Origin of the sequence: Variovorax sp. 679 (genome assembly GCF_003952185.1) — a bacterium.
In the GTDB taxonomy this organism is placed as follows: Bacteria; Pseudomonadota; Gammaproteobacteria; order Burkholderiales; family Burkholderiaceae_C; genus Variovorax.
Genome location: NZ_RXFS01000004.1, coordinates 532,841 through 558,361 on the forward strand (window position 1 = coordinate 532,841; position 25,521 = coordinate 558,361).

Genomic DNA, 25,521 nt, shown 5'->3' on the forward strand with positions numbered 1-25,521 from the left:
ATGACGACCGCCGCCGAATTCCTCAAGGCCGCCGACCCGGCCGCCGCCCTCAAGGCCCTGAGCGACGATGTGCGCGCCAAGCCCTCCGACAGCAAGCACCGCGTGTTCATGGCGCAGCTGCTGTGCGTGATGGGGCAGTGGGAGCGCGCGCTCAACCAGCTCACCGTCGCGGCCGAACTCGACGCGCTGGCCGTGCCCATGAAGCAGGTCTACGGCGAGGCCGTGCGCTGCGAGGGCCTGCGCGCCGAAGTGTTCGCCGGAACGCGCACCCCGATGATCTTCGGCCAGCCCGACGAGTGGCTGGCGCTGCTCATCGAGTCCCTGCTGCGCCAGGGCCGTGGCGAGAGCGAGCTGGCCGAGGACTTGCGCCAGCGCGCATTCGACGGCGCGCCCGCCATCGGCGGAACCATCGACGGCAAGCCCTTCGAGTGGCTGTCCGATGCCGACATGCGCCTCGGGCCGGTGCTCGAGGCCTTCGTCAACGGCAAGTACTACTGGATCCCGTACGCACGTCTCGCGCACATCAAGATCGATCCGCCCGAGGACCTGCGGGACTGCGTGTGGATGCCCGCGCACCTGCAGTTCGAGAATGGCGGCGAGACGCTCGCGCTGATCCCGACGCGCTACGAGGGCACCGAGAAGGTGGAGGACGGCGATCTGCGCCTCGCGCGCAAGACCGAATGGCGCGAGCTGCGCCCCGAGGTCTGGGCCGGCTTCGGCCAGCGCGTGCTCAGCAGCAGCGACGGCAGCGAGCATGCGCTGATGGACGTGCGCGAGATCCTCTTCACGCCGTCCGAGATGCCGGACGAAGGTGCGGTCGATGGCTGAGCTCACCGCGCAGGAGCGGCTGCAGCCATCGCTGCTCGACCGCCTCGTCGACAACGCGCCCGACGAGAAGCGCGAAGGCGACGACAAGCGCACGCTGACCAAGCAGGCGCTGCGGCAGGCCGTGCTGCGCGACCTGGGTTGGCTGTTCAACGCCACCGGCTACGGCCTCTCGATGGACGACAGGCAGTACCCGAACGCGGCGCGCTCGGTCATCAACTACGGATTGCCTATGCTGTCTGGCCAGTTCACCTCGTCGGTGCAGCGTGTCAGCATGGAACAGGCTTTGAAGAACGCAATCCTGCAGTTCGAGCCGCGCATCTTGTCCCGAACACTCGAAGTCGAACTCATCATGGAAGGCCCGGCACTGGACTCCCACAACAGCATCGGCCTGCAGATCCGCGGCATGCTGTGGGCGCAGCCCGTGCCGCTGGAGTTCCTCATGCGAAGCCGCGTTGACCTGGAAGAGGGCCGCATAGAGATCGTGGACATGGCGCAAAACCCAAGGTAAGTCCGACATGGACCCTCGGCTGCTGAGCCTGTATGAACAGGAACTGCGCTACTTCCGTGAGAGCTCTTCGGAGTTCGCACGGGCATTTCCAAAGATTGCGCATCGACTTGGCATCGAGGGCCAGGAGGTGGCCGACCCCTACGTGGAGCGGCTCATCGAGGCGACCGCGTTCCTTTCTGCGCGCGTGGGCCTGAAGCTCGACGCCGAATACCCGCGCTTCACGGGCCACCTGCTCGACATCGTCTATCCGCACTTCCTCGCGCCCACGCCGGCGATGGTGGTCGTGTCCTTCGCGCCCGACCCGGACGACGCCAACCTCGCCACCGGCCCGAGCCTGCCGCGCGGCAGCGGCCTGCGCGCACGGCAGGCGGTGGGGCAGAACACGCACTGCGAGTTCCGCACGGCGAGCGCGCTGCGCATCTGGCCCATCGAGGTGCAGCGCGCGCAGTACTTCACCTATGCGCCCGACCTGCCGCTGAACACCCATCCGCAGTCGCGCGCCATCCGCGGCGGCCTGCGCATCGCCCTGCGCGCCACGGCCGGGCTGGACTTCAGCCAGATCGCACTCGACGACCTGGTGCTGCACTTCGGCGGCGCCGAGGACGTGGCCTGGCAACTGCACGAATGCGCACTCGGCCAACCCGTTGGCGTGCTGGTGCGGCCCCTTTCGCCCAGCGGTGCCCTGCAAGGCACGGCGCGCAGCCTGCCGGCCAGCGCCATCGGCGCGGTCGGCTTCGAGGACGACGAGGCGCTGCTGCCCGTGACCGCCACCGGCTTCTCGGGCTTCAGGCTGTTGCAGGAGTACTTCGCGTTCCCGCAGCGCTTCCAGTTCGTGCGCATCGGCGGGCTCAAGGCGCTGCTGTCGGAGATGCCCGTCACCGAGGTCGAGATCGTGCTGCTGTTCTCGCGCGGCGACGCGGCGCTCGAGAAGCTGGTGAGTGCCGACAACGTGCTGCTGCACTGCGTGCCGGCGGTGAACATCTTCAGCAAGCGGCTCGACCGCGTGGCCATGACCGAGGGCGTGAGCCAGTTCCACCTGGTGCCCGACCGCACGCGGCCGCAGGACTTCGAGGTTCACACCGTCACCGAGGTCATCGGCCACGGCGTGCCCGGTACCGATGCCGCCGCGGTGGAGCAGCCGTTCCGGCCTTTCTATTCGGCCTTCCACGGCAGCCGCATGAGCCACCCGGCCTACTTCACGACCACGCGCGAGCCGCGCATGCTGTCGGTGCGCCAGCGCACCGAGGGCAACCGCAGCAGCCACATCGGCTCCGAGGTCTACATGCAGATCGTCGATCCGCAGCAGGCGCCCTACGCGGCCACGCTGCGGCAGCTCGCGGTGACGGCGCTGTGCACCAACCGCGACCTGCCGCTCTTGATGCCGCTGGGCCGCGAGAACGACTTCGACTGCGTCGACTCATTCCCCGTGCAGCGCGTGCGCATGGTGCGCGGGCCGTCGCGGCCGGTGTCGCCGGTGGTGAGCCAGGGGCTCGGGTGGCGCGTGGTCGATCACCTCGCGCTCAACTACCTGTCGCTGTCCGACAGCACGCCGGAGCAGGGTGCGGCCGCGTTGCGCGAGACGCTGATGCTCTACGCGGTGCATGCCGACGAGATGCGGCAGGGCCAGGTGCGCGGCCTGCTCTCGGTGAAGTGCAAGCCCGTGGCGCGCAGGCTGCCGCTGAAGGGACCGATCGCCTTCGGGCGCGGGCTCGAGGTGACGCTCGAAGTCGACAAGGATGCCTTTCACGGCCACAGCAGCTTCCTGTTCGGCGCGGTGCTGGCGCGCTTTCTCTCGCGCCATGTCGAGGTGAACCATTTCGTCGAGACCGTGCTGCGCATCGCGGGCAAGGGCGAGACCATGCGCTGGAGGCCGCTGTGCGGGACGCGACAGATTCTGTGAGCACCCGCGTCGACAACGCACTGCGCGAGTGGTCGGCGCAGCCGTGGGCCTTCGACTACTTCGCCGTGATGCGGCGGCTCGAATCGGTCGCGCGGACCACGCCGCGCTGGGGCCGCGCATTGCTGCCCGGCGCCGAGCCCGTGCGCGTGGGGCAGGAGCCGTCGCTGTCTTTCGCGCCCGCGAGCTTCAGCCGCTTCGAGCCTGCCACCGCGCAATCGCCACCGCGCCTGCGCCAGCAGTTCTTCGGCTACATCGGCCCCAACGGGCCGCTGCCGGTGCACCTGAGCGACTTCATCCGCGAGCGCAGCCTGAACCATGGCGACCCCACGTGGCTGGCCTTTCTCGACAGTTTCTCGCACCGTTTCTCGCTGCACTTCTACCGCGCATGGGCGCAGTCGCGGCCGGCCGTGGCACTCGACCGGCCGGGCGAGGATCGCTTCCGCCTGCAGATCGGCGCGCTGGTGGGCATCGGCACGCCGGGCCGCGTGGAGCGCGACGAAATTCATGACGACGCGCGCCTGCACTTCTCGGGCTGGCTCGCGCGCCGCGTGCACAACGTGGAGAGCGTGGAGTCGGTGCTGTGCAGCTACTTCGGCGTGCCGGTGAAGCTGGAGCGCTGGGTCGGCCACTGGATGAGCCTGCCTGCCGGTGAACTCACGCGGCTGGGGCAGGGCGAGAGCTCGCGCGCCATGGGCATGGGCGCCATGCTCGGCACCCGAGCATGGGACCGCCAGCACCGCGTGCGCCTGCACCTGGGGCCGCTCACGCTGGATCAGTACCGCATGTTCCTGCCCATAGGCAATGCGCGCCCCGTGCTCCAGCGCTGGATGCAGCAGCTGCTCGGCGACGAGCTCGAGTGGGATGCCGAGCTCGTGCTCGAGAAGGCGCAGGTGCCGGCCACGTGCCTGGGCGACGCGAAGGGCAGCGCGCCGCGCCTCGGCTGGGTGTCGTGGCTCGGCGAGCGCCCGCGTTCGCGCGACGCGGCCGACGTGCGCATCGGCAACCAGTCTTTCAACAAGCCCATCTTCATTCGTTCAGAAGAGATACGGAGTCCCTCATGAGTGAAATCAGCCGCACCGCCCTTTTCGGCAAGCTCAACTCGCTGGCCTACAAGGCCATCGAAGGCGCCACCGTGTTCTGCAAGATGCGGGGCAATCCGTACGTGGAGCTGGAGCACTGGTTCGCGCAGCTGCTGCAGGCGCAGGACTCCGACCTGCACCGCGTGATCCAGCACTACGGCCTCGACGTATCGGTCATCGCCAAGGACATGACCGCCGCGCTCGACCGCCTGCCGCGCGGCGCCACCGCCATCAGCGACTTCTCTCCGCACATCGAGAACGCCATCGAGCGTGCATGGACCTACGCCACGCTGCAGTTCGGCGAGGCGCAGGTGCGCACCGGCTACCTGCTGGTGGGCATGCTGAAGACGCAGAGCCTGCGCAATCCGCTGTTCGGACTGTCGAAGCAGTTCGAGAAAGTAAAGGTCGAGGACCTGGCCGACAACTTCGCGAAGATCTGCGATGCATCGCCCGAAGCGCAGATGCGCGCGCAGGACGGCACCGGCATGGGCAGCGGCGCGCCGGGCGAAGATTCCGGCGCGATGGCGCCGGCCGCCATGGGCAAGGGCGACGCGCTGAAGAAGTTCGCTGTCGACCTCACCGAGAAGGCGAAGAAGGGCGAGATGGACCCGGTCACCGGCCGCGACGAGGAAATCCGCCAGATCGTCGACATCCTCATGCGCCGCCGCCAGAACAACCCGCTGCTCACCGGCGAGGCCGGCGTCGGCAAGACTGCCGTCGTCGAAGGCTTCGCGCAGCGACTTGCGCGCGGCGACGTGCCACCGCAGCTGAAGGACGTGAAGCTGCTCACGCTCGACATCGGCCTGCTGCAGGCCGGCGCGAGCATGAAGGGCGAGTTCGAACAGCGCCTGCGCCAGGTGATCGACGAGGTGCAGAGCTCGCCCACGCCCATCATTCTTTTCATCGACGAGATCCACACGCTGGTGGGCGCGGGCGGCGCGGCCGGCACCGGCGACGCAGCCAACCTGCTCAAGCCTGCGCTGGCGCGCGGCAACCTGCGCACCATCGGCGCCACCACATGGGCCGAGTACAAGAAGTACATCGAGAAAGACCCGGCGCTCACCCGCCGCTTCCAGGTGGTGCAGGTGCCGGAGCCCGACGAGACCAAGGCGATCCTGATGCTGCGCGGCGTGGCCAGCGTGCTCGAGAAGCACCACCGCGTGCAGCTGCTCGACGAGGCCATCGAGGCGGCCGTGAAGCTGAGCCATCGCTACATTCCCGCGCGCCAGCTGCCCGACAAGGCCGTGAGCCTGCTCGACACCGCCTGCGCGCGCGTGGCCGTGTCGCAGCATGCGACGCCGCCCGAGGTGGAAGACTGCATGCGCCGCATCGAAGGGCTGACGGTCGAGCAGGAAATCATCGGCCGCGAGGAAGCCATCGGCATCGACGTGACCAAGCGCGCCGCGCAGGTGGCCGCGCTGCTGGCCGAGTCGAAGGTGCAGCTCGATGCGTTGAATGCGCGCTGGCAGGAAGAGAAAGGGCTGGTCGATAGGCTGCTGGAGCTGCGCAGCAAGCTGCGCGCGGGCAACAAGCCGGTGGATACGCCGGCTGCCGCCACGGCCACCGATGCAGCCCCCGCCGCTGCAGAACCTGCTCACGACAGGGCCGCGCTGCTCGCCGAACTGCACGAACTGCAGGCGAAGATCCACGCGGTGCAGGGCGAGTCGCCGCTCATCCTGCCTTCGGTCGACGAGCAGGCCGTGGCCTCGGTGGTCGCCGACTGGACCGGCATTCCCGTCGGCCGCATGGTGAAGAACGAAGTGGAAGCGGTGCTCAAGCTCGCCGACACGCTCAACCAGCGCGTGATCGGCCAGAAGCACGGGCTGGAGATGATCGCGCGGCGCATCCAGACATCGCGTGCGCGGCTGGACAACCCGCAGAAGCCCATCGGCGTGTTCATGCTCTGCGGCACCTCCGGCGTCGGCAAGACCGAGACCGCGCTCGCGCTGGCCGAAGCGCTGTACGGCGGCGAGCAGAACATCATCACCATCAACATGAGCGAGTTTCAGGAGGCGCACACCGTCTCCACGCTCAAGGGCGCGCCTCCGGGCTACGTGGGCTACGGCGAGGGCGGCATCCTGACCGAGGCGGTGCGCCGCCGGCCCTACAGCGTGGTGCTGCTCGACGAAGTGGAGAAGGCCCACCCCGACGTGCACGAGATCTTCTTCCAGGTCTTCGACAAGGGCTGGATGGAAGACGGCGAGGGCCGGATGATCGACTTCAAGAACACCATCATCCTGCTGACCACCAACGCCGGCAGCGAGCTGGTGATGAGCATGTGCCGCGACCCCGAGCTGCTGCCCGAGCCCAACAGCCTGGCCGATGCGCTGAAGGCGCCGCTGATGAAGGTGTTTCCGCCCGCGCTGCTGGGTCGCATCGTCACCATTCCCTATTACCCGCTGTCGCCCGAGATGATGAAGAAGATCGTGCGGCTGCAGCTGGGCCGCATCAAGAAGCGCGTCGAGACCAACCACGGCGTGCCCTTCGAGTACAGCGAGGCGGTGGTCGAGCAGGTGGTCGCGCGCTGCCAGGACCCGGAGTCGGGCGGACGCGTGATCGACGCGATCCTCACCAACACCGTGCTGCCCACGATCTCGGTCGAGTACTTGCAGCGCCTGGCCTCGGGTGGGGAGATCCGTCGCGTGGCGCTCGATGTGAAGGACGCCGACTTCACCTACGCGTTCGACTGAATTCCACCCTCAAGAGAAGAAGATGGCCGACAACGAGTTCCGCATCGAGAGCGATTCACCCGCCGAGGACGACCTGATGTTCTGGCGCATCGTGGGGCACGAGGCGCTGGCGCGTCCTTCGGCCTACGAGCTCACGGTGCTCTCGACGAACAAGGCCATCGACGCCAAGGACATCCTGGGGCATGCCTTCGACGTGGTCATCGAGTTCAAGGACGCCGACGGCGGCACGCACGAGCGCCACTGCCAGGGCCATGCGGTGCGTTTCGTGCGCGCGGGCCACGTGGGGCGGCATCACGAGTACCGCATCACGCTGCGCTCCTGGTTCTGGCTGCTCACCAAGCGCGCCAACTCGCGCATTCTGCAGGAAAAGAAGGTGCTGGAAGTGCTCGACGCGGTGTTCGAGGACAGCCCCATCAAGCGCTTCAAGAAGACCAAGTCCGACAACGTCGTCGGCACGCACAACCCGAGGCGCTACTGCGTGCAGCACCAGGAGAGCGACTACCGCTTTCTCTCGCGCCTGCTGGAGGACGAGGGCATCTACTACTGGTTCGACGCGCACGACGCGCCCGGCACCATGCACCTCTCGGACGCCAGCGACATGGCGCACGACAAGCTGCCGGCGGCCGACACGTTGCGCCACATGGCCGTCAACGCCGCCGAGCCGCGCTTCAACGAGATCTCGCGCTGGGTGAGCGGGCGGCAGTTCGACACAGGCAAGCATGCCTCGCGCGACAGCGACTTCAAGGCCATCAAGAAGAAGCTGGGCGCCGACATCGACGCCTCGGACGACCACGAGCTGGCGAGCCTGGAGCTGTTCGAGTTTCCGGGCGGCTACTTCACGGGCGACGACGCCGAGACCCGCGCCAAGCTGCGCGGCGACGAACTCAATGCGCGCCGCGATCGCCACTGGGCCGTGACGCCGTGGCCCGACGTGACGGCAGGGCGCGGCTTCAAGTACGAGGGCGACCCCGACGGCACGCGCAACGGCGACTACATCATCGCGGCCTGCACTTTCGTCGCCAGCCATCGCGGCTACGAGGGCGCGAGCGGAAGCGCCCCGGCCCGGCCGGTGCTCGACGCGCTGGCCGAAGTGCTGCGCGACGACGCGGTGAATGCCGACACGCTGCCGGTGCTGGAGGAGCTCATCGCCACCACGCCCGCGCTCTCGGCCGCGCAGACCGGCAACAGCATCTTCCTGCTGACCGTGATGCCCGCCGAACGCCTGTTCCGCGCGCCGCGACTCACGCCGCGCGTGACCATGCCGGGCCCGCAGACCGCCATCGTGGTCGGTCCCAAGGGCGACGAACTGCACGTGGACGACCACGGCCGGGTGAAGGTGCACTTCCACTGGGACCGCTACGACGAGAGCAACGAGAAGTCGACCTGCTGGATCCGCGTGTCGCAGCCCTGGGGCGGCAAGGGCTGGGGCGGCTACTTCATTCCGCGCATCGGGCAGGAGGTGATCGTCGATTTCCTCAACGGCGACCCCGACCGGCCGATCATCATGGGCCGCGTCTACAACGACGAGCAGCCCATACCGTACAAGTCGCCCACGCAGAGCGGCTTCAAGACCCGTTCCACGCCCGGCGGAGGTCCCGCGAACTACAACGAGATCATGTTCGAGGACAAGAAGGGCGAGGAGAACATCAACATCCACGCAGAGCTCGACATGAGCCGCAGCGTGGAGCGCGACGACTCCACCACCATCGACCGCGACCAGAGCGTCACCGTCAAGCGCGACCAGACCAACCATGTGGACCGCGACCGCAAGAGCACGGTGACGCGCAACGACACCAACATGGTGGTGGTCGACCAGAAGAACACGGTCAAGGGCAAGCAGAACAACCAGGTGGTGGGCAACCGCGACTCCTTCGTCGACGGCAACGACTCGCTCAAGGTGAAGGGCACCAGCACGCACGAGGTGGTGGGGGCGCGCAGCGACATCTCGCGGGCCGGCGAAACCCGCAGCGTGACCGGCAACCAGACCATCACCGTCAGCGGGAGCCTGACCTACAAGGCCGCGAAGATGAGCTTCGAGGCCGCGCACATCGACTGGATGGTGACGGGCGCGAGCTCGAAGTACATCACGGTGCCCACCGGGCCGCTGCACCTGATGGCCAACAAGATCAAGCTGATGAGCAACACCGGCATCGAGATGATGGCGGTGGGCAACATCGACGCCACCTCCATTGGGAGCAACACCACGGTGCTGGGGCCGAACTCGAGCGGCTACATCGGCATCAACAGCGAGGCCAACCTGGGCATCGCGCGCGCGACCTTCATGGGGATGAGCGTCGACAACGCCCTCGCGCTGAGCATGTCGAACTTCGTGGGCATCAAGATCGACAACACGGCGGGCATAGCGATCGATACCGTGGCCGCCGTGGCGATCGAGCAGAGGACCAGCAACGTGCGCCAGTCGACGCTGCAGTGCTTCACGCCGGGCGCGGGCGGCAGTGCGGGTGCAGGTGCCGCGGCCGCCGCTGCGTTGGGGGCGGTCGCCGGCGCGGGCAGTGCCATCGTGGACGTGCTCGCCACGCTGGACCAGTACGCGGCGGCCGAGGAACAACTGAAGACCGCGGCCAAGGAGGCCGAGGCGGCCGGCCTGCCCGGCCTGGCCGGGCGCCTGTCCAGCCTGGCGACCATCACCCGCATGCGACACAACCAGGGGATCATGGGCGCGGTGCCCGTGCTCGGAACGGGGCTCGAGGTGTTCCTGGAGGTCTTCACCGGCGGCGATTCGACGGGGACCGGTGCACTGGCCGGCGACCAGTCGAGCAATGCGGACGGCACGACCGCCGCGCCGCCACCGCCGCCCGGCGAGATCGAGCCTACGCAGGCATGGCAGCCACCGCCACCCGGCAGCGGCGGTGCGGGTGGCACGGGTGGGTCTTCGGGTACGGGGGGCACCGGCGGCGGAAGCGGTGGGAGCAGTGGAGGCACCGGCGGCGGCAGCGGCACGGGTGCGGGCGGCAGCAGCGGGGGCGGCGCTGGAGGCGGCGGTGGCGCCGGTGGAAGCTCCGGCGGGTCCTCGGGTGGTGGCGGCGGTGGAGCAGGCGGCGCAGGCGGTGGTTCTGGCGGCGGCATCTAACGACGCAAGCTCGGCATGCAAGTCCTCAAACCCCAGGCGCTCGGCCTGTCCACCAGGCCCATCGAGTTCCGCAAGCGCTTCGGACTCAGCATCAGCGCGTACCTGCATCTGCCTTTCGAGCAGGGCGCGCGCGGTTGCCTGTGGGCCGAGCAGTCGATGTGGGGCTTCCTCTCGCAGGAGATGGCGCAGCCGCTGATCGACGAGGGCGTGGCCAAGCTCACGCCCGAGTTCCTCGTGCACGGAAAGGCGTTTCCGCCGAAGGACCGGCCTTCGGCCTGCGCGGTGCGCGCGCGCTTCGGCGACCGCGAGAAGACCCTGCTCGTGTTCGGCGACCGCTACTGGGACGGCAGCCGGCCCAGCGCGCCGCAGGCTTTCGAATCGATGCCGCTCGACTGGTCCGCGGCCTATGGCGGTGCCGACTTCGCCGGCAACCCCCAGGGGCGCGGGCGCGACACGAAGGATGGAGTCACCTGGCTGCCCAACACCGAGCTGCCGGCCGACCGGCTGCTGCGCCCCGACCAGGCCATCGTGCCGGCCGGCCTTGGCGCGCTCGACCTGATGCATCCGCAGCGCGCGCAGTACCGCGGCACCTACGACGCCGACTATCTCAAGCAGCACGCACCGGGCTTCGCGCCCGATACCGACTGGCGCTACTTCAACCTCGCGCAGCCCGACCAGTGGATGGGTGGCGCGCTCGCCGGTGACGAGGCGTTCTCGTTCGAGAACATGCACCCCGGCAAGCCGCTGATCGAAGGCCGGCTGCCCGGCATGAGGGTGCGCGTGTTCGCCGGCTATCGCATGCCGGACGCCGAGCCGAAGATCCGCGAGGTTCCGCTGCGCCTGACCACCGTGTGGTTCTTCCCGCATGCGGAGCGCTGCATCGCGATCTTCCAGGGGCTGGCCGAAGTGGGGACGGACGACAGTGCCGACGTGCTGAGCCTCATGGGCGCCGTCGAGCGCCTGGGCGAGGTCCGCACCGACCAGTACTACCTCGACGCCGCCGCCAGGCGCGTTGACCCGAAGACGGGCTCGATCTACGCGCTGTTCGACAACGACCTGCTGCCCGAAGGCGTCAGCACGGCCGACCCGAGCGTCGAGGCCGCGAAGGCGTCTTTCGCCACCGACAACCTGCAGGCCGAAGGCCAGTACCGCCGGGCGAAGGCGGATGTCGCGATCGCGCGTGGAAAGGCCGAACAGGCGGGACTGGACCCCGACGCGCTCGGCATCCGAATGCCGCCCCGGGAGAAGGTGCCCACCGGCGACGCCCTGCCGCCTTACCTCGAAGAGCAGATGAAGCTCGCGGAAGCGCAGCAGTGGGCCGCCGTCGAGGATGCCGTGGGCGTTCTCGAGAAGGCGATGGCGCTGCCGCCAGGCAAGATGGACGTCGCGAAACTCCAGCACCGCGGACCGCCCGTCTATCGCGCCGAGAAGCATCTGGCCGAGATGCGTGCGCTGGTGGCTTCGGGAACCCGTCCGATCGATCTCGCGCCGGTGCTGCCCAAGCTCTACGAGCTCGAGAAAACACATCGCCAGGGCTACCTGGCAACGGCTCACATGCAGCCGCGGGTCGATCCCATGCCGGCTGCGGAAGCTTCGGCACTGCGCGCCGAAATGGCGCGCGCCGTGCCGGCCGGCATCCGGATGTTCGCGGGCATCGACTTCACCGGAGCCGATCTCTCGGGGCTGGACTTGCGCGAAGCGAATTTCGAAGGCGCCTGGCTCGAGGCCGCGGACTTGCGCAATGCCAATCTCTCGGGAGCCAATTTCTCGGGAGCGGTGCTGGCGCATGCCCGGCTCGACGGCGCGATTGCCATCGGCACCAGGTTCTGCAAGGCCAACATCGGCAAGGCGACACTGTCCGGCGCGGTGTTCGACGAAGCCGACTTCTCCGGCGCGGTGCTCATGGGCTGCGCGTTCGCGAAAACGCAGATGCGCCGCGCCGTCTTCGCGGGCGCCAATCTGCTCGAGACCACCTGGGGCAGCGCCGACTGGCAGGGCGCAAAGCTGGCGGGCCAGACTTTCCACAAGCGCGATCTGCGGGGCATGCGCATGCCGGAGGCCGATCTTTCGGCCACGACCTTCATGGAGTGCAACCTGTCGGGTGTCGACCTGCATGGCGCGACGCTCGAGAGCGCCACCTTCGTCAACAGCAATCTCGATGCCGTCGATCTGAGGGCTGCACGCTGTGCAGGCGCCGTGGCGGTCCAGAACTCGCATATGAAAGAAGCCGACCTGAGTGGCGCCGATCTGCGCAGCTTCAATTTCGGCGCCGGCGATCTGCGTGGCGCGAAGATGGTCCGGGCTACGCTCGATGGTGCCAATCTCTGCGAGGCACGCATCGACGGTGCCGACCTGAGGCTTTCCAGTGCCAAGGGAGCGCTGATGCGCCTGGCCGGTTGCGCGGGTGCGTTGCTGTCGGGCGTGAATTTCAGCGATGCGGTGCTCCAGAAAGCCGACCTGCGCGGCGCCGACCTGCGGCGCAGCAATCTCTTCGGCGCCGATCTCGGACGCGTGAGACTCGATGGCGACACCCTCTTCGATGGGGCATTGCTGAAGCGGGCACGCACCTGGCCCCGCCTCACGCCGGAACAGCAGGCCGCGCAATGACCGTCACTCCCAAGCTGCTGACGCTGGCCGTGCGCATGGGCGAAACCCTGAACGGCACGGACCTCGGCAAGGGCCGTTTTGCCGGAGCGGCGCTCGGTGGCGGCGTGTTCTCGCAGGTACGCATGGCCGAGGCCGATTTTCGCAAGGCCGACTTGCGCGAGACCGTGTTCGACCAGTGCGACATGCGCGGCCTCATTGCCTCGGGCGCCAACTTGCGCAAGGCGGTGTTCAATCGCTGCCAGCTCGATCATGCGGATCTGCGCCAGGCCAACCTGCACGGTGCCGTGTTCACCGAATGCGACCTGATGCATGCGCAGCTCGCGGATGCCGCGATGTCGATGGCGACGGTCGACAAGTGCCGGCTCGACCATGCGAACCTGCGCGGCGTCCGGCTCGATGCGGCCGTCATCACCCAGTCGGTGCTGCTCGACGTGTGCGCCGACGACACAGGCTGGCAATACACCACGGTCACCGAGTGCGATCTTTCGCACCTGACGTGGGCCGGCGCGCGCATGCAGCGCAACGTGTTCTTCAAGACCTCGCTCAAGGGCATGTCGTTCGCCGGGCTGGATCTCGATGGCTGCCAGTTCTCGTCCGCCGACCTGAGCGGAGCCGACTTCGGCGGCGTTGCGTTGCAGCAGTGCAATTTCCAGAACGCCAATCTCGAAGGCGCAAAGTTCGTGAACGCGATCGCGCCGTCGGCAATCTTCTGCGCGGCCACCGGCAAGGGCGCCGACTTCTCGGGCGCCCGCCTGCGGCAGGCCCTCTTCACCGGCGCCGTGCTGCCGCAAGCCAACTTCGCGGGCTGCGACCTGTACCAGACCCATTTCGCGGGCGCGAAAGTGCAGGGTGCCAACTTCAGCGGCGCCGAGCTGACATACGCCGATTTCAGGCATGCCGACCTCACGTCGGCCGACCTGCACCGCGCCACCATGCTGCGCACCGTGCTGCATGCCGCCATCACCGAGAACGCACAGATGAGCGACCGCGCGCGTGCGCTCGAGACCGATCCGGAGCTCGCGGAATCGGAGCGCTGGCAGCCGCAGGTTGCCTGATCGCCCGATCCGACGAATGAACGAACACAGAGGGGAAACGCCATGAACAACGAAACGACGCTGAAGACCCGCACACGCCAGCGCCAGGCCGCGAAGGCCATCGGCGGCGAATGGTGCGTGGGCATCCTGGGCATCGACGCGAAGGGCCGCCAGGTCGTTGCCAGCGGCGACCTGAAGCTGCGCGCGCGCCGCGCCGCGAGTTGCCTGCTAGAGCCCGCGGCAGGCGACAGCGTGGCCTGCCTGCGCATCGCACCCGACGAAGTCTGGGTCATGGCCGTGCTGCAGCGCGAGGAAGGCACGGCCAATGTCGTGAGCTGCGAAGGCGGCAACATGCGCATCGCCGCGGAGGGCGGGCGCATCGAACTCGCGGCCGAGGAGCTCGACATCGCCACGCAGCGCACCCGCCTTGCTACCGACAGCGCCGATGTCGTCGGCCGCCAGCTCAGCGTGGTAGGCACCAGCCTCAAGCTCGTGGGCTCGGTGCTGTCGTCGGTGATGGACCGCGTGCAGCACTTCAGCAGGCACTACCTGCGCACCACCGACGGCATCGACCGCGTGGCGGCCACGCATGTCGAATGCGAGGCGAAGCAGCTGATGCGCATCGAGGGCGAGCACACGCTGGTCAACGGCCGCGAACTCGTCAAGGCGCGCGGCGCGCAGATCCACTTCGGCTGAAGCGGCAGCGGAGAAGAAAAGAAATGTTCGCCAACTGCCAGCTGATGGGCACGGACATGGGCTTTCCCGATGTCTGCATCACGCCCGCCGCGCCTTCGCCGATTCCGGTGCCGTATCCGAACATCGCCATGGGACCGATGGCGATTCCGAACTGCCCGACGATCCTCATCATGGGCGGTCCGGCCCACAACCTCGGCACCACCATTCCGATGACCAACGGCGACAACGCGGGCGTGATGCTGGGCGTGGCCTCGGGCACGGTGATGGGGCCGAGCCGCCATCTCACCGGCGCCTTCACGGTGCTGCTGATGGGCATGCCCGCATCGCGCCTGACCAGCGTGTCGCTGCAGAACAGCACCAACTGCCCCGGCGTGCGGACCGTGCCGAGCCAGCCGCTGGTGCTGCTGCTGGCGCCATAGAGCGCCTGGAGCGCCCTGGGGAGCCTCGGCGCGCAGACCAGGCGCCGCATGTACAGAGAAAGAGGGGAGAAGCCATTCATGGCAGATCAGGAGTTCCGCATCGAGAGCGACTCGCCCGTGAAGGACGAGCTGATGTTCTGGCGCATCGTGGGTCACGAGGCACTGGCACGCCCCTCGACCTACGAACTCACCGTGCTGTCGGAGAACAAGGCCATCGACGCCAAGGACGTGCTCGGGCGCGCCTTCGACATCGTCATCGGCTTCGAGGATGCCGACGGCGCCAGGCACGAGCGGCACTGCCAGGGCCATGCGGTGCGCTTCGTGCGCGCAGGCCATGCAGGGCGCTACTTCGAATACCGCTTCACCCTGCGCTCGTGGTTCTGGCTGCTCACCAAGCGCGCCAATTCGCGCATCCTGCAGGAGAAGCCCGTGCTCGAGGTACTCGACGCGGTGTTCGAGGACAGCCCGATCAAGCGCTTCAAGAAGACCCGGACCGACAACGTCGTCGGCACCCACAAGCCCCGGCGCTACTGCGTGCAGCATCAGGAAAGCGACTATCAGTTCCTATCGCGGCTGCTGGAAGACGAAGGTATCTATTACTGGTTCGATGCGCACGACGCGCCCGGCACCATGCACCTCTCGGATGCCAGCGACATGGCGCACGAGAAGCTGTCCGCGGCCGGCACCCTGCGCTACGTGTCGAGCGACGCCGCCGAGGCGCGCTTCAACGAGATCTCGCGCTGGGTCAGCGAGCGGCAGTTCGACACCGGCAAGTACGCCTCGGCCGACAGCGACTTCAAGGCCATCAAGAAGAAGCTCGAGGCCGCCGGCGGCACGCCCGACAAGCACGAGCTGGCCGAGTTCGAAGCCTTCGAGTTCGCGGGCGGCTACTTCACGGGCGGCGATGCCGACGACAAGGGCAAGCTGCGCGGCGAGGAGATCGGCGCGCGCCGCCAGCGGCACTGGGCGCTCACGCCATGGCCCGACGTGGCCGCCGGCCGCAGCTTCAAGTTCGAGAACGACCCCGACGGCACGCGCGACAGCGACTACGTGATCGCCGCCTGCACCTTCGTCGCGAGCCACCCGGGCTACGAGGGCGCCGACATCGAGGCGCCGCCCACCCCGCCCACGCAGCTGCTGCGCGAAGCGCTCGCCGACGACGCCGTGCTGGCCGACACGCTGCCGGCCTTCGAGGCGGTCGCCGCGCGCATGCCCTCGCTCGACGCGAGCCGCCCGGGCACCAGTGCCTTCCTGCTGACGGTGTTTCCGGTCGACATGCCTTTCCGTCCGCCGCGGCTGACGCCGCGCGTGGTGATGCCGGGGCCGCAGTCGGCCATCGTCGTGGGGCCCTCGGGCGAGGAGATCCACGCCGACGACTTCGGCCGCGTGAAGGTGCACTTTCACTGGGACCGCTACGACAAGAGCAACGAGAAGTCGACCTGCTGGGTGCGCGTTTCGCAGCCCTGGGCCGGCAAGGGCTGGGGCGGGTATTTCTGCCCGCGCATCGGCCAGGAGGTGATCGTCGACTTTCTCAACGGCGACCCCGACCGCCCGCTCATCGTGGGCCGCGTCTACAACGACGACCAGCCCATTCCCTTCGGCACTCACACGCAGAGCGGCTTCCGCACGCGCTCCACGCCCAAGGGCAGCGCGGCCAACTGCAACGAGTTCCGCTTCGAGGACAAGAAGGGCTCCGAGCAGGTGTACCTGCACGCCGAGAAGAACCAGGACATCGAGGTCGAGAACGACGAGACGCACTGGGTGGGCCACGATCGCACCAAGACCATCGACCACGACGAGACCACGCACGTGAAGCACGACCGCACCGAGACGGTCGACAACAACGAGACCATCACCGTGCACGGGCAGCGCACTGAGACGGTGGACAAGAACGAGACCATCACGATCCACCAGAACCGCACGGAGACGGTGGACCTGAACGAGACGATCTCCATCGGGCAGAACCGCACCATCACGGTGGGTGCGAGCGAGACGGCGACGGTGGCGCTGCAGCGCACGCACACGGTGGGCATCAACGAGACCATCACCGTCGGCGCGGCGCAGGAAATCACGGTGGGCGCGATGCAGGCGGTGACGGTGGGCGCGAGCCAGACGATCAATGTGGGCGCGAACCAGTCGAGCAGCATCGGGGCGAACCGATCGGTGGATGTGGGGGCGAATCTGTCGACGAACGTGGGGGCGGACGAGTCGCGCAGCGTGAGCGCGGGCCGGACCACCAGCGTGAGCAAGGACGACGCGCTGAAGGTGGGAAAGAACCTCGTGATCGATGCGGGCGATTCCATTTCCATCAAGACCGGCAGCGCCAGCATCACGATGAAGAAGGACGGGACGATCGTGATCAAGGGCAAGGACATCACGGTCGAGGGCTCCGGGAAGATCAACGTCAAGGCCAGCAGCGACGTGGTGATCAAGGGCTCGAAGATCTTGCAGAACTGAACCGACCATCCGACGAATGAAGGAGGACCGACCATGAGCGGCAGGGACCTGATCGAAGCGCAACTGCACGAATCGCAACTTCATGCGGCCGGCGCCACCACGGCCTTCGGCGTCGCCGTGACGGGCGAACTCATCGCCCTCGTGGACGACGGATGCACGCCGCTTGTCATGTTTCCCGGGCAGCCGGGAAGCGCTGCCGTTCGGGCGCGCAGCGTGGTTGACCTGCACGGCGTGCACATCGGGAGACCGGTGCTGCTGCTGTTCGAGGCTTCCGACCCGAATCGTCCTGTCGTGATGGGCGTGCTGCGAGGCGGCGAAGCCGCGCCGTTGCCCGGACCGGCGCCGCAGGTCGATGTCGACGCGGATGGGCACCGGCTGGTCGTGAGCGCGAAGGAGCAGCTGGTGCTGCGCTGCGGCAAGGCCAGCATCACGTTGACGAAGGCGGGCAAGGTGTTGATACAGGGCAGCTACGTGTCGAGCCGGTCGAGCGGCGTCAACCGCATCTCGGGCGGTTCGGTGCAGCTCAACTGACCGGGAGCCTGCGGTGGAACTGATCAACGCCACGCGCATGGTCGCCGGCTACAACCTGGGTGTGGAGCCCAGCGGGCGCGAATCGCTCGTGGTGATCGTCAAGGGCACCTTCCGCATGCCGCCGCCGGATGCGCCCGCGGGTCATTTCTCGTTGCACGAGGAGCAGCTTCCACTGGTGATGGCCGATACCTTCACCGGTGAGCCGGGCCTTTCCTCGCCGGTCTACGAGGTCGACTTCGCGCCGCGCAAGCAGCGATGCGACATCCTGCTGGTAGGCAGCGCCCACGCACCGCAGGGTCGGCCGACGACCCGCATCGAGGCGGGCCTGCGTGTGGGCCACTGGAGCAAGAGCCTGTCGGTCGTGGGGCCGCGCCACTGGGAATGCGGGCCGCTCGGTGCCACGGCCTCGCCGCCGGGCGTGTTCGTGCGGCAGCCGCTGTCGTACGACGTGGCTTTCGGTGGGACCGACCTGAGGCATGAAGACCCGTCCGAGCATGCCGCCTTCATGCCGAACCCCGTGGGTCGTGGCTTCCACAGGCATCTGCGCGCGAGCTGGGTCGATGGGATGCCGCTGCCGAGCACCGAGGAAATCGGGCACACGGTGAGCGACCCTGGCGGCAACTATCGGCCGATGGCTTTCGGCCCGGTGGGCAGGGGCTGGTCCACGCGGTCCTGCTTCGCTGGCACCTACGACGACGAGTGGCTGGAGAAGGACTTCCCGTTCCTCCCGCGGGACTTCGATCCGCAATATTTCCAGGCGGCGCCGATGGACCAGCAAGTGCCGCCGGAGATGTTTCAGCAAGGTCCTGTGGAGGTGGTGCTCGGCAACCTGACGCCGGAGGGCATCACGCGCTTCACCATTCCGCATCTGGTGGCGCCGGTGCATGTGTTTCCGAAAAAGGGAGCGCGCGAAGACCATGCGGCGATGCTCGATACGGTGTTGATCGAGCCGGATGCGCAGCGGTTCACTCTGTCCTGGCGGGTGACACGGCAGCTCGAGAACAGCATCTTCGAAATCGGGCAAGTGCTGGTCGGAAAGAAGGGGCGGGAGTGGTGGCAGCAGCGCGACCGCGTCACTTTTCCGGTACCGGTCGTCATGGTTCCAATGGCCGCGGGGGGGGCGGCGCAGGCATGAGCGCGATCTCGCCAATCGCCGTTCTGCGCACCGGATTGGTCACCCCGGTGGGGTTGGATGCGGAGTCGAGTTGCGCGGCTTTCCGCGCCAAGCTCACGAATCCCACCGAGACGCGCTTCATCGACTTCGCCGGCGAGTGGATCATGGCTCACCAAGTGCCCTTGGCGCAGCCATGGCGTGGCATCGCCAAGCTCGCGAAGATGGCCGCGATGGCGATCGACGAGGTGCTGGAAGGCATGCCCGCGAAAGAGCGGGCCCGACTGCCCTTGATCCTTTGCGTTGCCGATGCGCAGCGGCCGGGTCGCCGGCCGGAGCTGGACGATGAGCTCTTTCTGCGGATACAGGAAGAGCTGGGCATCGCCTTCTCTCCGGACTCGGTGGTCGTCGCGCAGGGCCGTGTGGCTGTGGCCGTGGCGTTGTCCCGGGCACAGGCGTTGATGGAGGGATTCGGCGCGCCGCGTGTTCTGGTGGCGGCGGTGGACAGTCTGCTGTCCTGGCCGACGCTCGGACACTACGACCGGCAGGACCGGTTGTTGACAGGCAAGAACTCCGACGGATTCATGCCCGGAGAAGCTGCCGGCGCTCTGCTGGTAGGGCGCCCGCAGGGGGGCGCGGGCGAGCTGCTGTGCACCGGCATCGGATTCGGTGTCGAAGCCGCGGCCATCGGCGGCGGGCAACCGCTGCGCGCCGAAGGGCTCATGCAGGCGATCGGTGCGGCATTGGCTGATGCAGGTTGCCAGTTGCATCACATGGATTTCCGCATCACCGACATCGCGGGCGAGCAGTACTACTTCAAGGAGGCGGCGCTGGCATACAGCCGCATCCAGCGCGTGCGCAAAGAGGCGTTCGATCTCTGGCACCCGGCCGAGTGCGTGGGGGAGGCAGGTGCTGCTTCCGGCGTGGTAATCGTCGCCGCGGCCAAGGCGGCGTGCGACAAGCAGTACGCGCCCGGACCGAACATCCTCGCGCACATGGCCAATGACGCGGGGCAGCGCGCCGCGCTCTGCCTGCAATACACGGTGCGCCAATGAGCAACCAGGTCTACGCCAATGCCATGGAGGTGTCGTGCAAGCAGGCCGCGGGCAAGGCCGTATGCGCGTTTCCCGACGTATGCTTCACGCCGCCGCAGACGCCCGCCACGCCGCCCGGCGTGCCGATTCCTTATCCGAACACGGGCATGGCTTCGGACACGACGGACGGATCGACCAGCGTGCAGATATCGGGCCAGGAGGTGATGCTCAAGAACAAGAGCTACTTCAAGAAGAGTTCGGGCGACGAGGCCGGGTGTGCGCCGAAGAAAGGCGCTGTCACCAGCAAGAACATGGGCAAGGTGTACTTCAACGCCTGGTCGATGGACGTGAAGGTGGAGGGAGAGAACGTCGTGCGCAATCTGGACATAACGACGCACAACCATGCCTCCGTGCCCGGGAACAGCCCCACCTGGCCCTACCTGGACGAAAGCGCCATGAGCATGCCGGCGGCATGCCAGGAGGATGCTGCGCGCGCGACGCTGGCCTGCAAGGACTGCGGCGACAAGGAGGAACGCTGTGCCGCGCTGGAACCTCTGCCCTACCCGAAGGTGACTGCCAGCGGCAAGCCCAAGCAGTCGCTGGAGAGCCCGCAGAGCAGGGACTTGTCCAAGCACGTGGCTGCCAGCGAGTGCGAGAGCGCGCGGCGGTGCTTTCTCCAGCAGTACGACCGCAAGAAGACGAACTGCTGTCCACCGCAGACACCGCATCACCTCATCGAGGCATCCTCGCTGTTTGTCGACGGGCGCGGCGGCACTGGGTCCGTTCCGCTGGGCGGCGTGAACTCGACAGGGCCGGACAACGTGTACAACGAGAACAAGGCGCCATGCGTCTGTGCGGAAGGCACGAGCCAGCACATGGACGGTTCCCACGGCTGGATGCATACGCTCCAGAGCGTCGAGAACGACAAGTGTCCGAAGGGGATGATTCCGGTCAACGGGGTGGACAAGGAGTTTCCCAACGTCACCACCTACAAGGCCGCGAAAGCAAATGCCATCACGGCCATGCAGAAAGTGTTTCCTGGCTCCAAGTGCGATCCCAAGTGCCTGGAAGCCCAGCTGGACAACTATCACAACCAGTGCGGCGTCACCGACGACACGAAGATCAAGGCCGTCGTCGAGGGCAACATCAACCCCGGGGAAGGTATAGCCCGCGCGCAGAGCGGCATCGCCGAATGTGCGGCCGTTGCACCCGAGCCCATGGAGATCGCGGGCGTCGGCCTCGAGGGAATGGCCTCGGGGGTGCCGGGCTTTCCATTCCACTGAATCAACGAACGCGCAGGAACGGACACCATGCCAGGCACCTTCACCCGAGCTCACTCATTCCGTCGCGGCTGCCTCGGCAAGGATGGCCGCATTCTGCTGCTGCTCGTCAACGACGAGATGGCGCAAGAAGGGGCGGCGCACACTGGCGTGGTGCTGTGGGACAACGGGCGTTTCCGTCCTGTAGTCACCACGGCATGGACCGCCTGCACTGCGGTCTTCCTCGATTGGCCCGATGCCGAATTCGCGGTGATCGGCGAGCAAGGCCAACTGTTGAAGGTGCGCGCCGATGGCAGCCTGGTGGAGGACGTGCTCCCCACTTGCGCGTCATCCGGGCTGTGCCTCTGGAAAGGCGCGGCTGTCATCGACGGCCGGCTCTTTGCCGTCGGGACCGGCTTTTGTTGCGCGATGGTAGGCCCCGATGACGAGCGCCTTGACCTGTCGGCGCAGCACCTCGGCGTTCCCGCCGATGGGCTTGGCCTGGGCTTCGAGGCTGTAGCCGGAACCTCCCACGCGGACATTGTCGCGGTCGGATGGGACGGTGCGATCTGGTGTTTCGACGGCAGGCAATGGGAGATCCAGGACAGCCCGGTCAACCTGATCCTCTCCGACGTGATCGGTCTCGCGGATGGCACGTTCTGGGCGTGCGGGCAGGAGGGCACTGTCGTGAAGGGGCGGCGAGGCGCGTGGCGGGCCCTGGAGACGGGACTCTCCAAGAATCTTTGGTCGCTGGCGCTCTACCAGGATGCCGTCATCGCGACCTCCACGCTGGAGCTCTTCAGGTTCGGCTTCGAAGGTGACGAACCCCAGTCCATAGGGCTGGACAGCGATCCTCGCGCCTTCTACTGGCTGGATGCAAAGAGGGGCGAGGTCCTGCTGTCGACGGGAGCGAAGGACGTGGTGCTCGTCACGCCACAGCGCGAGTTCGTCATCGACTAGCCGCCGAGAGAGATAGAGACAGAAGCGCCTTCATGTCCGCCGTGCTCCGTCCCCCCATCCCCGTCGTCGTGCAACAGCACCTCGACAACACCGTCGTCCTGAGCGGCACGCGCGCCGTGCTCGTGTGTGCGCCCCACGTCCAGCTCCACCGCCTGCGCCGCTTGGACGATCGCCTCGCGGCAAGCCTCGACGGGCTTGCCGTGGCTGGCGATTTCGGGCGTGACCTGTGCTTGGCTGCGCTGGACGCACCCGGCCCGGGTGCGATGTTCGCCAACACCGTGGGCGCGATCGAGGCGCGCGATCCGGCATGGCTCGAAAGGCTGCTGTCGATTGCCGAGGCCGTGCCCGAATCGCGGCCGGGCCTGGTCTCGGCTTTCGGGTGGGTGCCGGCCACCGCGTTGCGGGGCATCACCCGTGCGTTGCTGGATTCACCTCATGCCTTTCGACGCGACATCGGCCTTGCGGCCTGTGCCATGCACCATGCCGATCCGGAAGGCGTGCTGGAAGAGGCCATGGCCGATACGCAGGACGCGGCGCAAGCGATCGCGGTCGCCGGAGAGCTGGGCCGGATCGACCTGCTCGCCGGGTGCCTGGCGGCATTGCCGCGCGAAGACTCCGTGCTGCGCTTCGTGGCGGCTCGCGCCGCGCTGCTGCTCGGTGATCGACAGGAAGCGCTGCGGACGCTTGTCGCGCTGGCGGAAGTGATCGGCCCGCAGCAGGCGGTTGCAGTGGTGCTGGCCCTCAAAGTCCTTCCTGTGGTTCAGGCGCAAGGGCTGCTGCGCGCGCTTGCGCAGGAAGAGGCTTCGCTGCGCACCCTGGTCCGCGGCGTCGGCGCAGGCGGTGATCCGCACCATGTGCCTTGGCTCATCGCACGCATGGCCGACCCGCAGCTCGCGCGGCTTGCCGGAGAGGCGTTCAGCATGATCACCGGGCTCGACCTGGCGGCCGGGGATCTCGAGCTGAAGCCTCCGCAGGGGCACGAGTCCGGACCCGGCGACGACCCGGACGACGAGGACGTGGCCATGGATGAGGACGACGGACTTCCCTGGCCCGACCCGGAGAAGATCGACGTCTGGTGGCAGCACAACGGCGCTCGCTTTCCTTCTGGCAGCTGCTTCTTCATGGGGCAACCGGTCTCGTCGCGGCACTGTCTCGCCGTGCTGCGAACGGGCGCGCAGCGCCAGCGCATCGCCGCCGCCGAGTACCTGTCTTTGATGTCCCCCGGCACGCCGCTTTTCAACACCGCGGCGCCTGCCTGGCGCCAGCAGTGGCTGCTGTCGCAGATGGAGGCCTGAACCGTGCAAGCCCGCTTCATCCTCGCGTTGCTGGCGGCAGCCTTCCTGCTCGCGGCGGCGCTGCGATGGAGACGCAACGCCAAGCATGCCGACCCCGCCACCCGCACCTGGCTCCTCATCGCCCTCATCTTCACCGCCATCGCAGCCTGGCTGCAATGGCATACCTCTTAAGGCGAGATTGCCAACATGCCTTACGGAATGAATACTCCTTGCGAGTTTGTTCGGGCGCATTCAGGCGCAGAGCCTTCGGGGGCCGATTCATGATCCATATCGCTGTCATCACCCGGCAAGGCGCTCCGGCTGGTCAGTCCATCTCGGCGGACTTCGGCCCCAATGGAGGCACCATCGGCCGGGCCGACACCAACACGCTGGTGCTCGACGATCCCGACCGCACGGTCTCGCGCGTGCATGCCCAGGTGCTGTGCCGCGACGGGCAGTACTTCGTCATCGACCGGGGCAGCAATCCGATGCAGTGCAACGGCGTGTCGCTGGGCTCGGGCAAGGAGGCCGCGCTGACCGATGGCGCGCGGCTGGTGGTGGGCAGCTTCGAGCTCACGGTGCGCGTGACGGCCCCGGCAGCTGCTGCAGCAGCGCCGGCGCAGTCATCGCCCATCATTCCGGAAACGGTGCTCGGAGGCGCTCCCGCAGCCGCTGTTGCCGCTGCAAAGCCGACGAGCGACGATCCCTTCGCCGACCTGCTGGCGGGCCTCGCGCCGCCGCCCGCTCCACCGTCACCGGCCGCGGCACCCGCCGCTTCCTCGCCCGCCGCCGCGCTGCCCGATTCGCTGCTGTTCCCCGACCCGATGGAAAGCGGCTCGCGCAACGTGCAGGCCGCGCAGGTCGATCCCTTCGCCAACCTGCTCGGGCCCACGCCCTCCTCGACGCCGGCGGCCGGCCTCGGCGCGCTCGACGATTTCTCCGATCTCGGCGCGCCGCCCGCGCATGGCAAGGCGGCGAGCATCGACGAGCTGTTCGGCGGCATGGGAGGCGCCGGCGGTGGCGGCATCGGCGGCGATCCGCTCGCGCTGTCGCCGCTGGCCGATCCGCTGCTGCAGCCGAACACGGCGTCCAACGCCGATCCGCTGGCAGCCCTGCAGCAGGCGGCGCCCGCCACGCCCACGCCGCGCTCCGACCACCTGCCCATCGACCAGTTCGGCTTCACGCCGCCGAAGGCCATCGAGCCACCGCCGCCGGCGATGGCGCCACCTGCGCCCGCACCGAAGCCCGCGCCCGTGGCGGCACCAGCTCTGCCCTCTGCGCAGTTCGACGACATGACCGGCCAGCCGATCCGCATCAGCGGGCCCGAGGGCTCCGGCAAGCCACTGGAGCCGCTGCGGCCTCCTGCACCGGCCGTTGCACCTGCACCAGCACCGGCTCCACGCCCGGCCGCGCCGCCACCCGAGCGCATGGCCAGCGACGACGAGCTGCTCGCCGCTTTCCTGCGCGGTCTCGCGAGCACGCACCAGCCGCCCGAGATGCTCACGCCGGGCCTGATGGAGCGCATCGGCTCGATGCTGCGCAGCGCCACCGAGGGCACGCTGCAGCTGCTGCTCACGCGCCAGGAGTTCAAGCGCGAGGTGCGCGCCGAGGTCACGATGATCGCGGCGCAGGCCAACAATCCGCTGAAGTTCTCGCCCACGGTGGAGGTGGCGCTCGCGCACCTGCTAGGGCCCGGCGTGCGCGGCTTCATGCCGCCCGAGGCCGCGATGCGCGACGCGTTCAACGACCTGCGCGCGCACCAGTTCGGCGTGATGGTGGGCATGCGCGCGGCGCTGGCCCATGTCATCGCGCGCTTCGAGCCGGCGGAGCTGGAGAAGAAGATCAGCGCGAAGACGGCGCTCGACGCGCTCTTCACCGCCAACCGCAAGGCCAAGCTGTGGGACCAGTTCGTGTCGCTCTACGGCGGCATCGCGAGCGAGGCGGAGGACGACTTCCACAGCCTCTTCGGCAAGGCCTTCCTCGAAGCCTACGAAGAGCAGATGGCGCGCCTGAAGTCCGACGCCTGAAGAGAAGAAAAAGAAG

19 protein-coding genes are annotated in these 25,521 nt (G+C 67.8%); all 19 read left to right on the forward strand.

Features of this window, described 5'->3' with window-relative positions:
- Positions 1-828 (forward strand): type VI secretion system accessory protein TagJ, encoded by an 828-nt coding sequence (locus EJO71_RS12860; RefSeq protein WP_125949090.1) that lies wholly within the window; start codon positions 1-3, stop codon positions 826-828.
- Positions 821-1,336 (forward strand): type VI secretion system baseplate subunit TssE, encoded by a 516-nt coding sequence (gene tssE, locus EJO71_RS12865; protein ID WP_093204116.1) that lies wholly within the window; start codon positions 821-823, stop codon positions 1,334-1,336. Before EJO71_RS12860 ends, tssE begins: the two co-directional genes overlap by 8 nt.
- A 7-nt stretch (positions 1,337-1,343) precedes the next feature.
- Positions 1,344-3,236 carry a type VI secretion system baseplate subunit TssF gene (tssF, locus tag EJO71_RS12870; RefSeq protein WP_125949091.1) on the forward strand — a complete coding sequence of 631 codons (1,893 nt, stop codon included), beginning with the start codon at positions 1,344-1,346 and terminating at the stop codon, positions 3,234-3,236.
- Positions 3,233-4,297, forward strand: coding sequence for a type VI secretion system baseplate subunit TssG (tssG, locus tag EJO71_RS12875; protein ID WP_240651380.1), 1,065 nt, complete (start codon positions 3,233-3,235; stop codon positions 4,295-4,297). Before tssF ends, tssG begins: the two co-directional genes overlap by 4 nt.
- A complete protein-coding gene (gene tssH / locus EJO71_RS12880; protein WP_125949093.1) occupies positions 4,294-7,005 on the forward strand; it encodes a type VI secretion system ATPase TssH in 2,712 nt (903 codons plus the stop codon). Before tssG ends, tssH begins: the two co-directional genes overlap by 4 nt.
- Positions 7,006-7,027: 22 nt before the next feature.
- Complete coding sequence (gene tssI / locus EJO71_RS12885; protein WP_206169014.1) at positions 7,028-10,096, forward strand: type VI secretion system tip protein TssI/VgrG; 3,069 nt, start codon at positions 7,028-7,030, stop codon at positions 10,094-10,096.
- A 15-nt stretch (positions 10,097-10,111) separates the two neighbouring features.
- Positions 10,112-12,703: a DUF2169 domain-containing protein gene (locus EJO71_RS12890; RefSeq protein ID WP_125949094.1), complete on the forward strand. Its 2,592-nt coding sequence runs from the start codon at positions 10,112-10,114 to the stop codon at positions 12,701-12,703.
- Positions 12,700-13,758: a pentapeptide repeat-containing protein gene (locus tag EJO71_RS12895; protein ID WP_125949095.1), complete on the forward strand. Its 1,059-nt coding sequence runs from the start codon at positions 12,700-12,702 to the stop codon at positions 13,756-13,758. Before EJO71_RS12890 ends, EJO71_RS12895 begins: the two co-directional genes overlap by 4 nt.
- A gap of 42 nt (positions 13,759-13,800) precedes the next feature.
- Positions 13,801-14,433, forward strand: a complete 633-nt coding sequence (locus EJO71_RS12900; protein ID WP_125949096.1) for a DUF3540 domain-containing protein — start codon at positions 13,801-13,803, stop codon at positions 14,431-14,433.
- Between the two features lie 23 nt (positions 14,434-14,456).
- Positions 14,457-14,852 (forward strand): DUF4150 domain-containing protein, encoded by a 396-nt coding sequence (locus tag EJO71_RS12905; protein ID WP_125949097.1) that lies wholly within the window; start codon positions 14,457-14,459, stop codon positions 14,850-14,852.
- Between the two features lie 78 nt (positions 14,853-14,930).
- Positions 14,931-17,309, forward strand: a complete 2,379-nt coding sequence (gene tssI / locus EJO71_RS12910; protein WP_125949098.1) for a type VI secretion system tip protein TssI/VgrG — start codon at positions 14,931-14,933, stop codon at positions 17,307-17,309.
- Between the two features lie 33 nt (positions 17,310-17,342).
- Positions 17,343-17,840: a DUF6484 domain-containing protein gene (locus EJO71_RS12915; protein WP_125949099.1), complete on the forward strand. Its 498-nt coding sequence runs from the start codon at positions 17,343-17,345 to the stop codon at positions 17,838-17,840.
- A gap of 13 nt (positions 17,841-17,853) precedes the next feature.
- Positions 17,854-18,975 (forward strand): DUF2169 domain-containing protein, encoded by a 1,122-nt coding sequence (locus tag EJO71_RS12920; protein ID WP_125949100.1) that lies wholly within the window; start codon positions 17,854-17,856, stop codon positions 18,973-18,975.
- Positions 18,972-20,006, forward strand: a complete 1,035-nt coding sequence (locus EJO71_RS12925; RefSeq protein WP_125949101.1) for a hypothetical protein — start codon at positions 18,972-18,974, stop codon at positions 20,004-20,006. The genes EJO71_RS12920 and EJO71_RS12925 overlap by 4 nt, the downstream gene beginning before the upstream one ends.
- The gene (locus tag EJO71_RS12930) at positions 20,003-21,268 is read left to right on the forward strand and encodes a PAAR-like domain-containing protein (protein WP_125949102.1); all 1,266 of its coding nucleotides are present in this window, start codon (positions 20,003-20,005) and stop codon (positions 21,266-21,268) included. The genes EJO71_RS12925 and EJO71_RS12930 overlap by 4 nt, the downstream gene beginning before the upstream one ends.
- Before the next feature lie 27 nt (positions 21,269-21,295).
- A complete protein-coding gene (locus tag EJO71_RS12935; RefSeq protein ID WP_125949103.1) occupies positions 21,296-22,204 on the forward strand; it encodes a hypothetical protein in 909 nt (302 codons plus the stop codon).
- A gap of 32 nt (positions 22,205-22,236) precedes the next feature.
- On the forward strand, positions 22,237-23,499 hold the full coding sequence (locus EJO71_RS12940; RefSeq protein ID WP_125949104.1) for a TIGR02270 family protein: 1,263 nt from the start codon (positions 22,237-22,239) through the stop codon (positions 23,497-23,499).
- 3 nt (positions 23,500-23,502) lie between these two features.
- Entirely contained in the window at positions 23,503-23,670 is a 168-nt protein-coding gene (locus EJO71_RS34315) for a hypothetical protein (RefSeq protein WP_164546814.1), read from the forward strand.
- Between the two features lie 89 nt (positions 23,671-23,759).
- Positions 23,760-25,505, forward strand: a complete 1,746-nt coding sequence (tagH, locus tag EJO71_RS12945) for a type VI secretion system-associated FHA domain protein TagH (protein WP_125949105.1) — start codon at positions 23,760-23,762, stop codon at positions 25,503-25,505.
- The last annotated feature ends 16 nt before the right edge of the window (positions 25,506-25,521 follow it).

Coding starts and splice junctions, on each gene's coding strand:
- EJO71_RS12860 (WP_125949090.1), top strand. CDS start 1: ATGACGACCGCCGCCGAATTCCTCAAGGCCGCCGACCCGGCCGCCGCC.
- tssE (WP_093204116.1), top strand. CDS start 821: ATGGCTGAGCTCACCGCGCAGGAGCGGCTGCAGCCATCGCTGCTCGAC.
- tssF (WP_125949091.1), top strand. CDS start 1,344: ATGGACCCTCGGCTGCTGAGCCTGTATGAACAGGAACTGCGCTACTTC.
- tssH (WP_125949093.1), top strand. CDS start 4,294: ATGAGTGAAATCAGCCGCACCGCCCTTTTCGGCAAGCTCAACTCGCTG.
- tssI (WP_206169014.1), top strand. CDS start 7,028: ATGGCCGACAACGAGTTCCGCATCGAGAGCGATTCACCCGCCGAGGAC.
- EJO71_RS12890 (WP_125949094.1), top strand. CDS start 10,112: ATGCAAGTCCTCAAACCCCAGGCGCTCGGCCTGTCCACCAGGCCCATC.
- EJO71_RS12895 (WP_125949095.1), top strand. CDS start 12,700: ATGACCGTCACTCCCAAGCTGCTGACGCTGGCCGTGCGCATGGGCGAA.
- EJO71_RS12900 (WP_125949096.1), top strand. CDS start 13,801: ATGAACAACGAAACGACGCTGAAGACCCGCACACGCCAGCGCCAGGCC.
- EJO71_RS12905 (WP_125949097.1), top strand. CDS start 14,457: ATGTTCGCCAACTGCCAGCTGATGGGCACGGACATGGGCTTTCCCGAT.
- tssI (WP_125949098.1), top strand. CDS start 14,931: ATGGCAGATCAGGAGTTCCGCATCGAGAGCGACTCGCCCGTGAAGGAC.
- EJO71_RS12915 (WP_125949099.1), top strand. CDS start 17,343: ATGAGCGGCAGGGACCTGATCGAAGCGCAACTGCACGAATCGCAACTT.
- EJO71_RS12925 (WP_125949101.1), top strand. CDS start 18,972: ATGAGCGCGATCTCGCCAATCGCCGTTCTGCGCACCGGATTGGTCACC.
- EJO71_RS12930 (WP_125949102.1), top strand. CDS start 20,003: ATGAGCAACCAGGTCTACGCCAATGCCATGGAGGTGTCGTGCAAGCAG.
- EJO71_RS12935 (WP_125949103.1), top strand. CDS start 21,296: ATGCCAGGCACCTTCACCCGAGCTCACTCATTCCGTCGCGGCTGCCTC.
- EJO71_RS12940 (WP_125949104.1), top strand. CDS start 22,237: ATGTCCGCCGTGCTCCGTCCCCCCATCCCCGTCGTCGTGCAACAGCAC.
- tagH (WP_125949105.1), top strand. CDS start 23,760: ATGATCCATATCGCTGTCATCACCCGGCAAGGCGCTCCGGCTGGTCAG.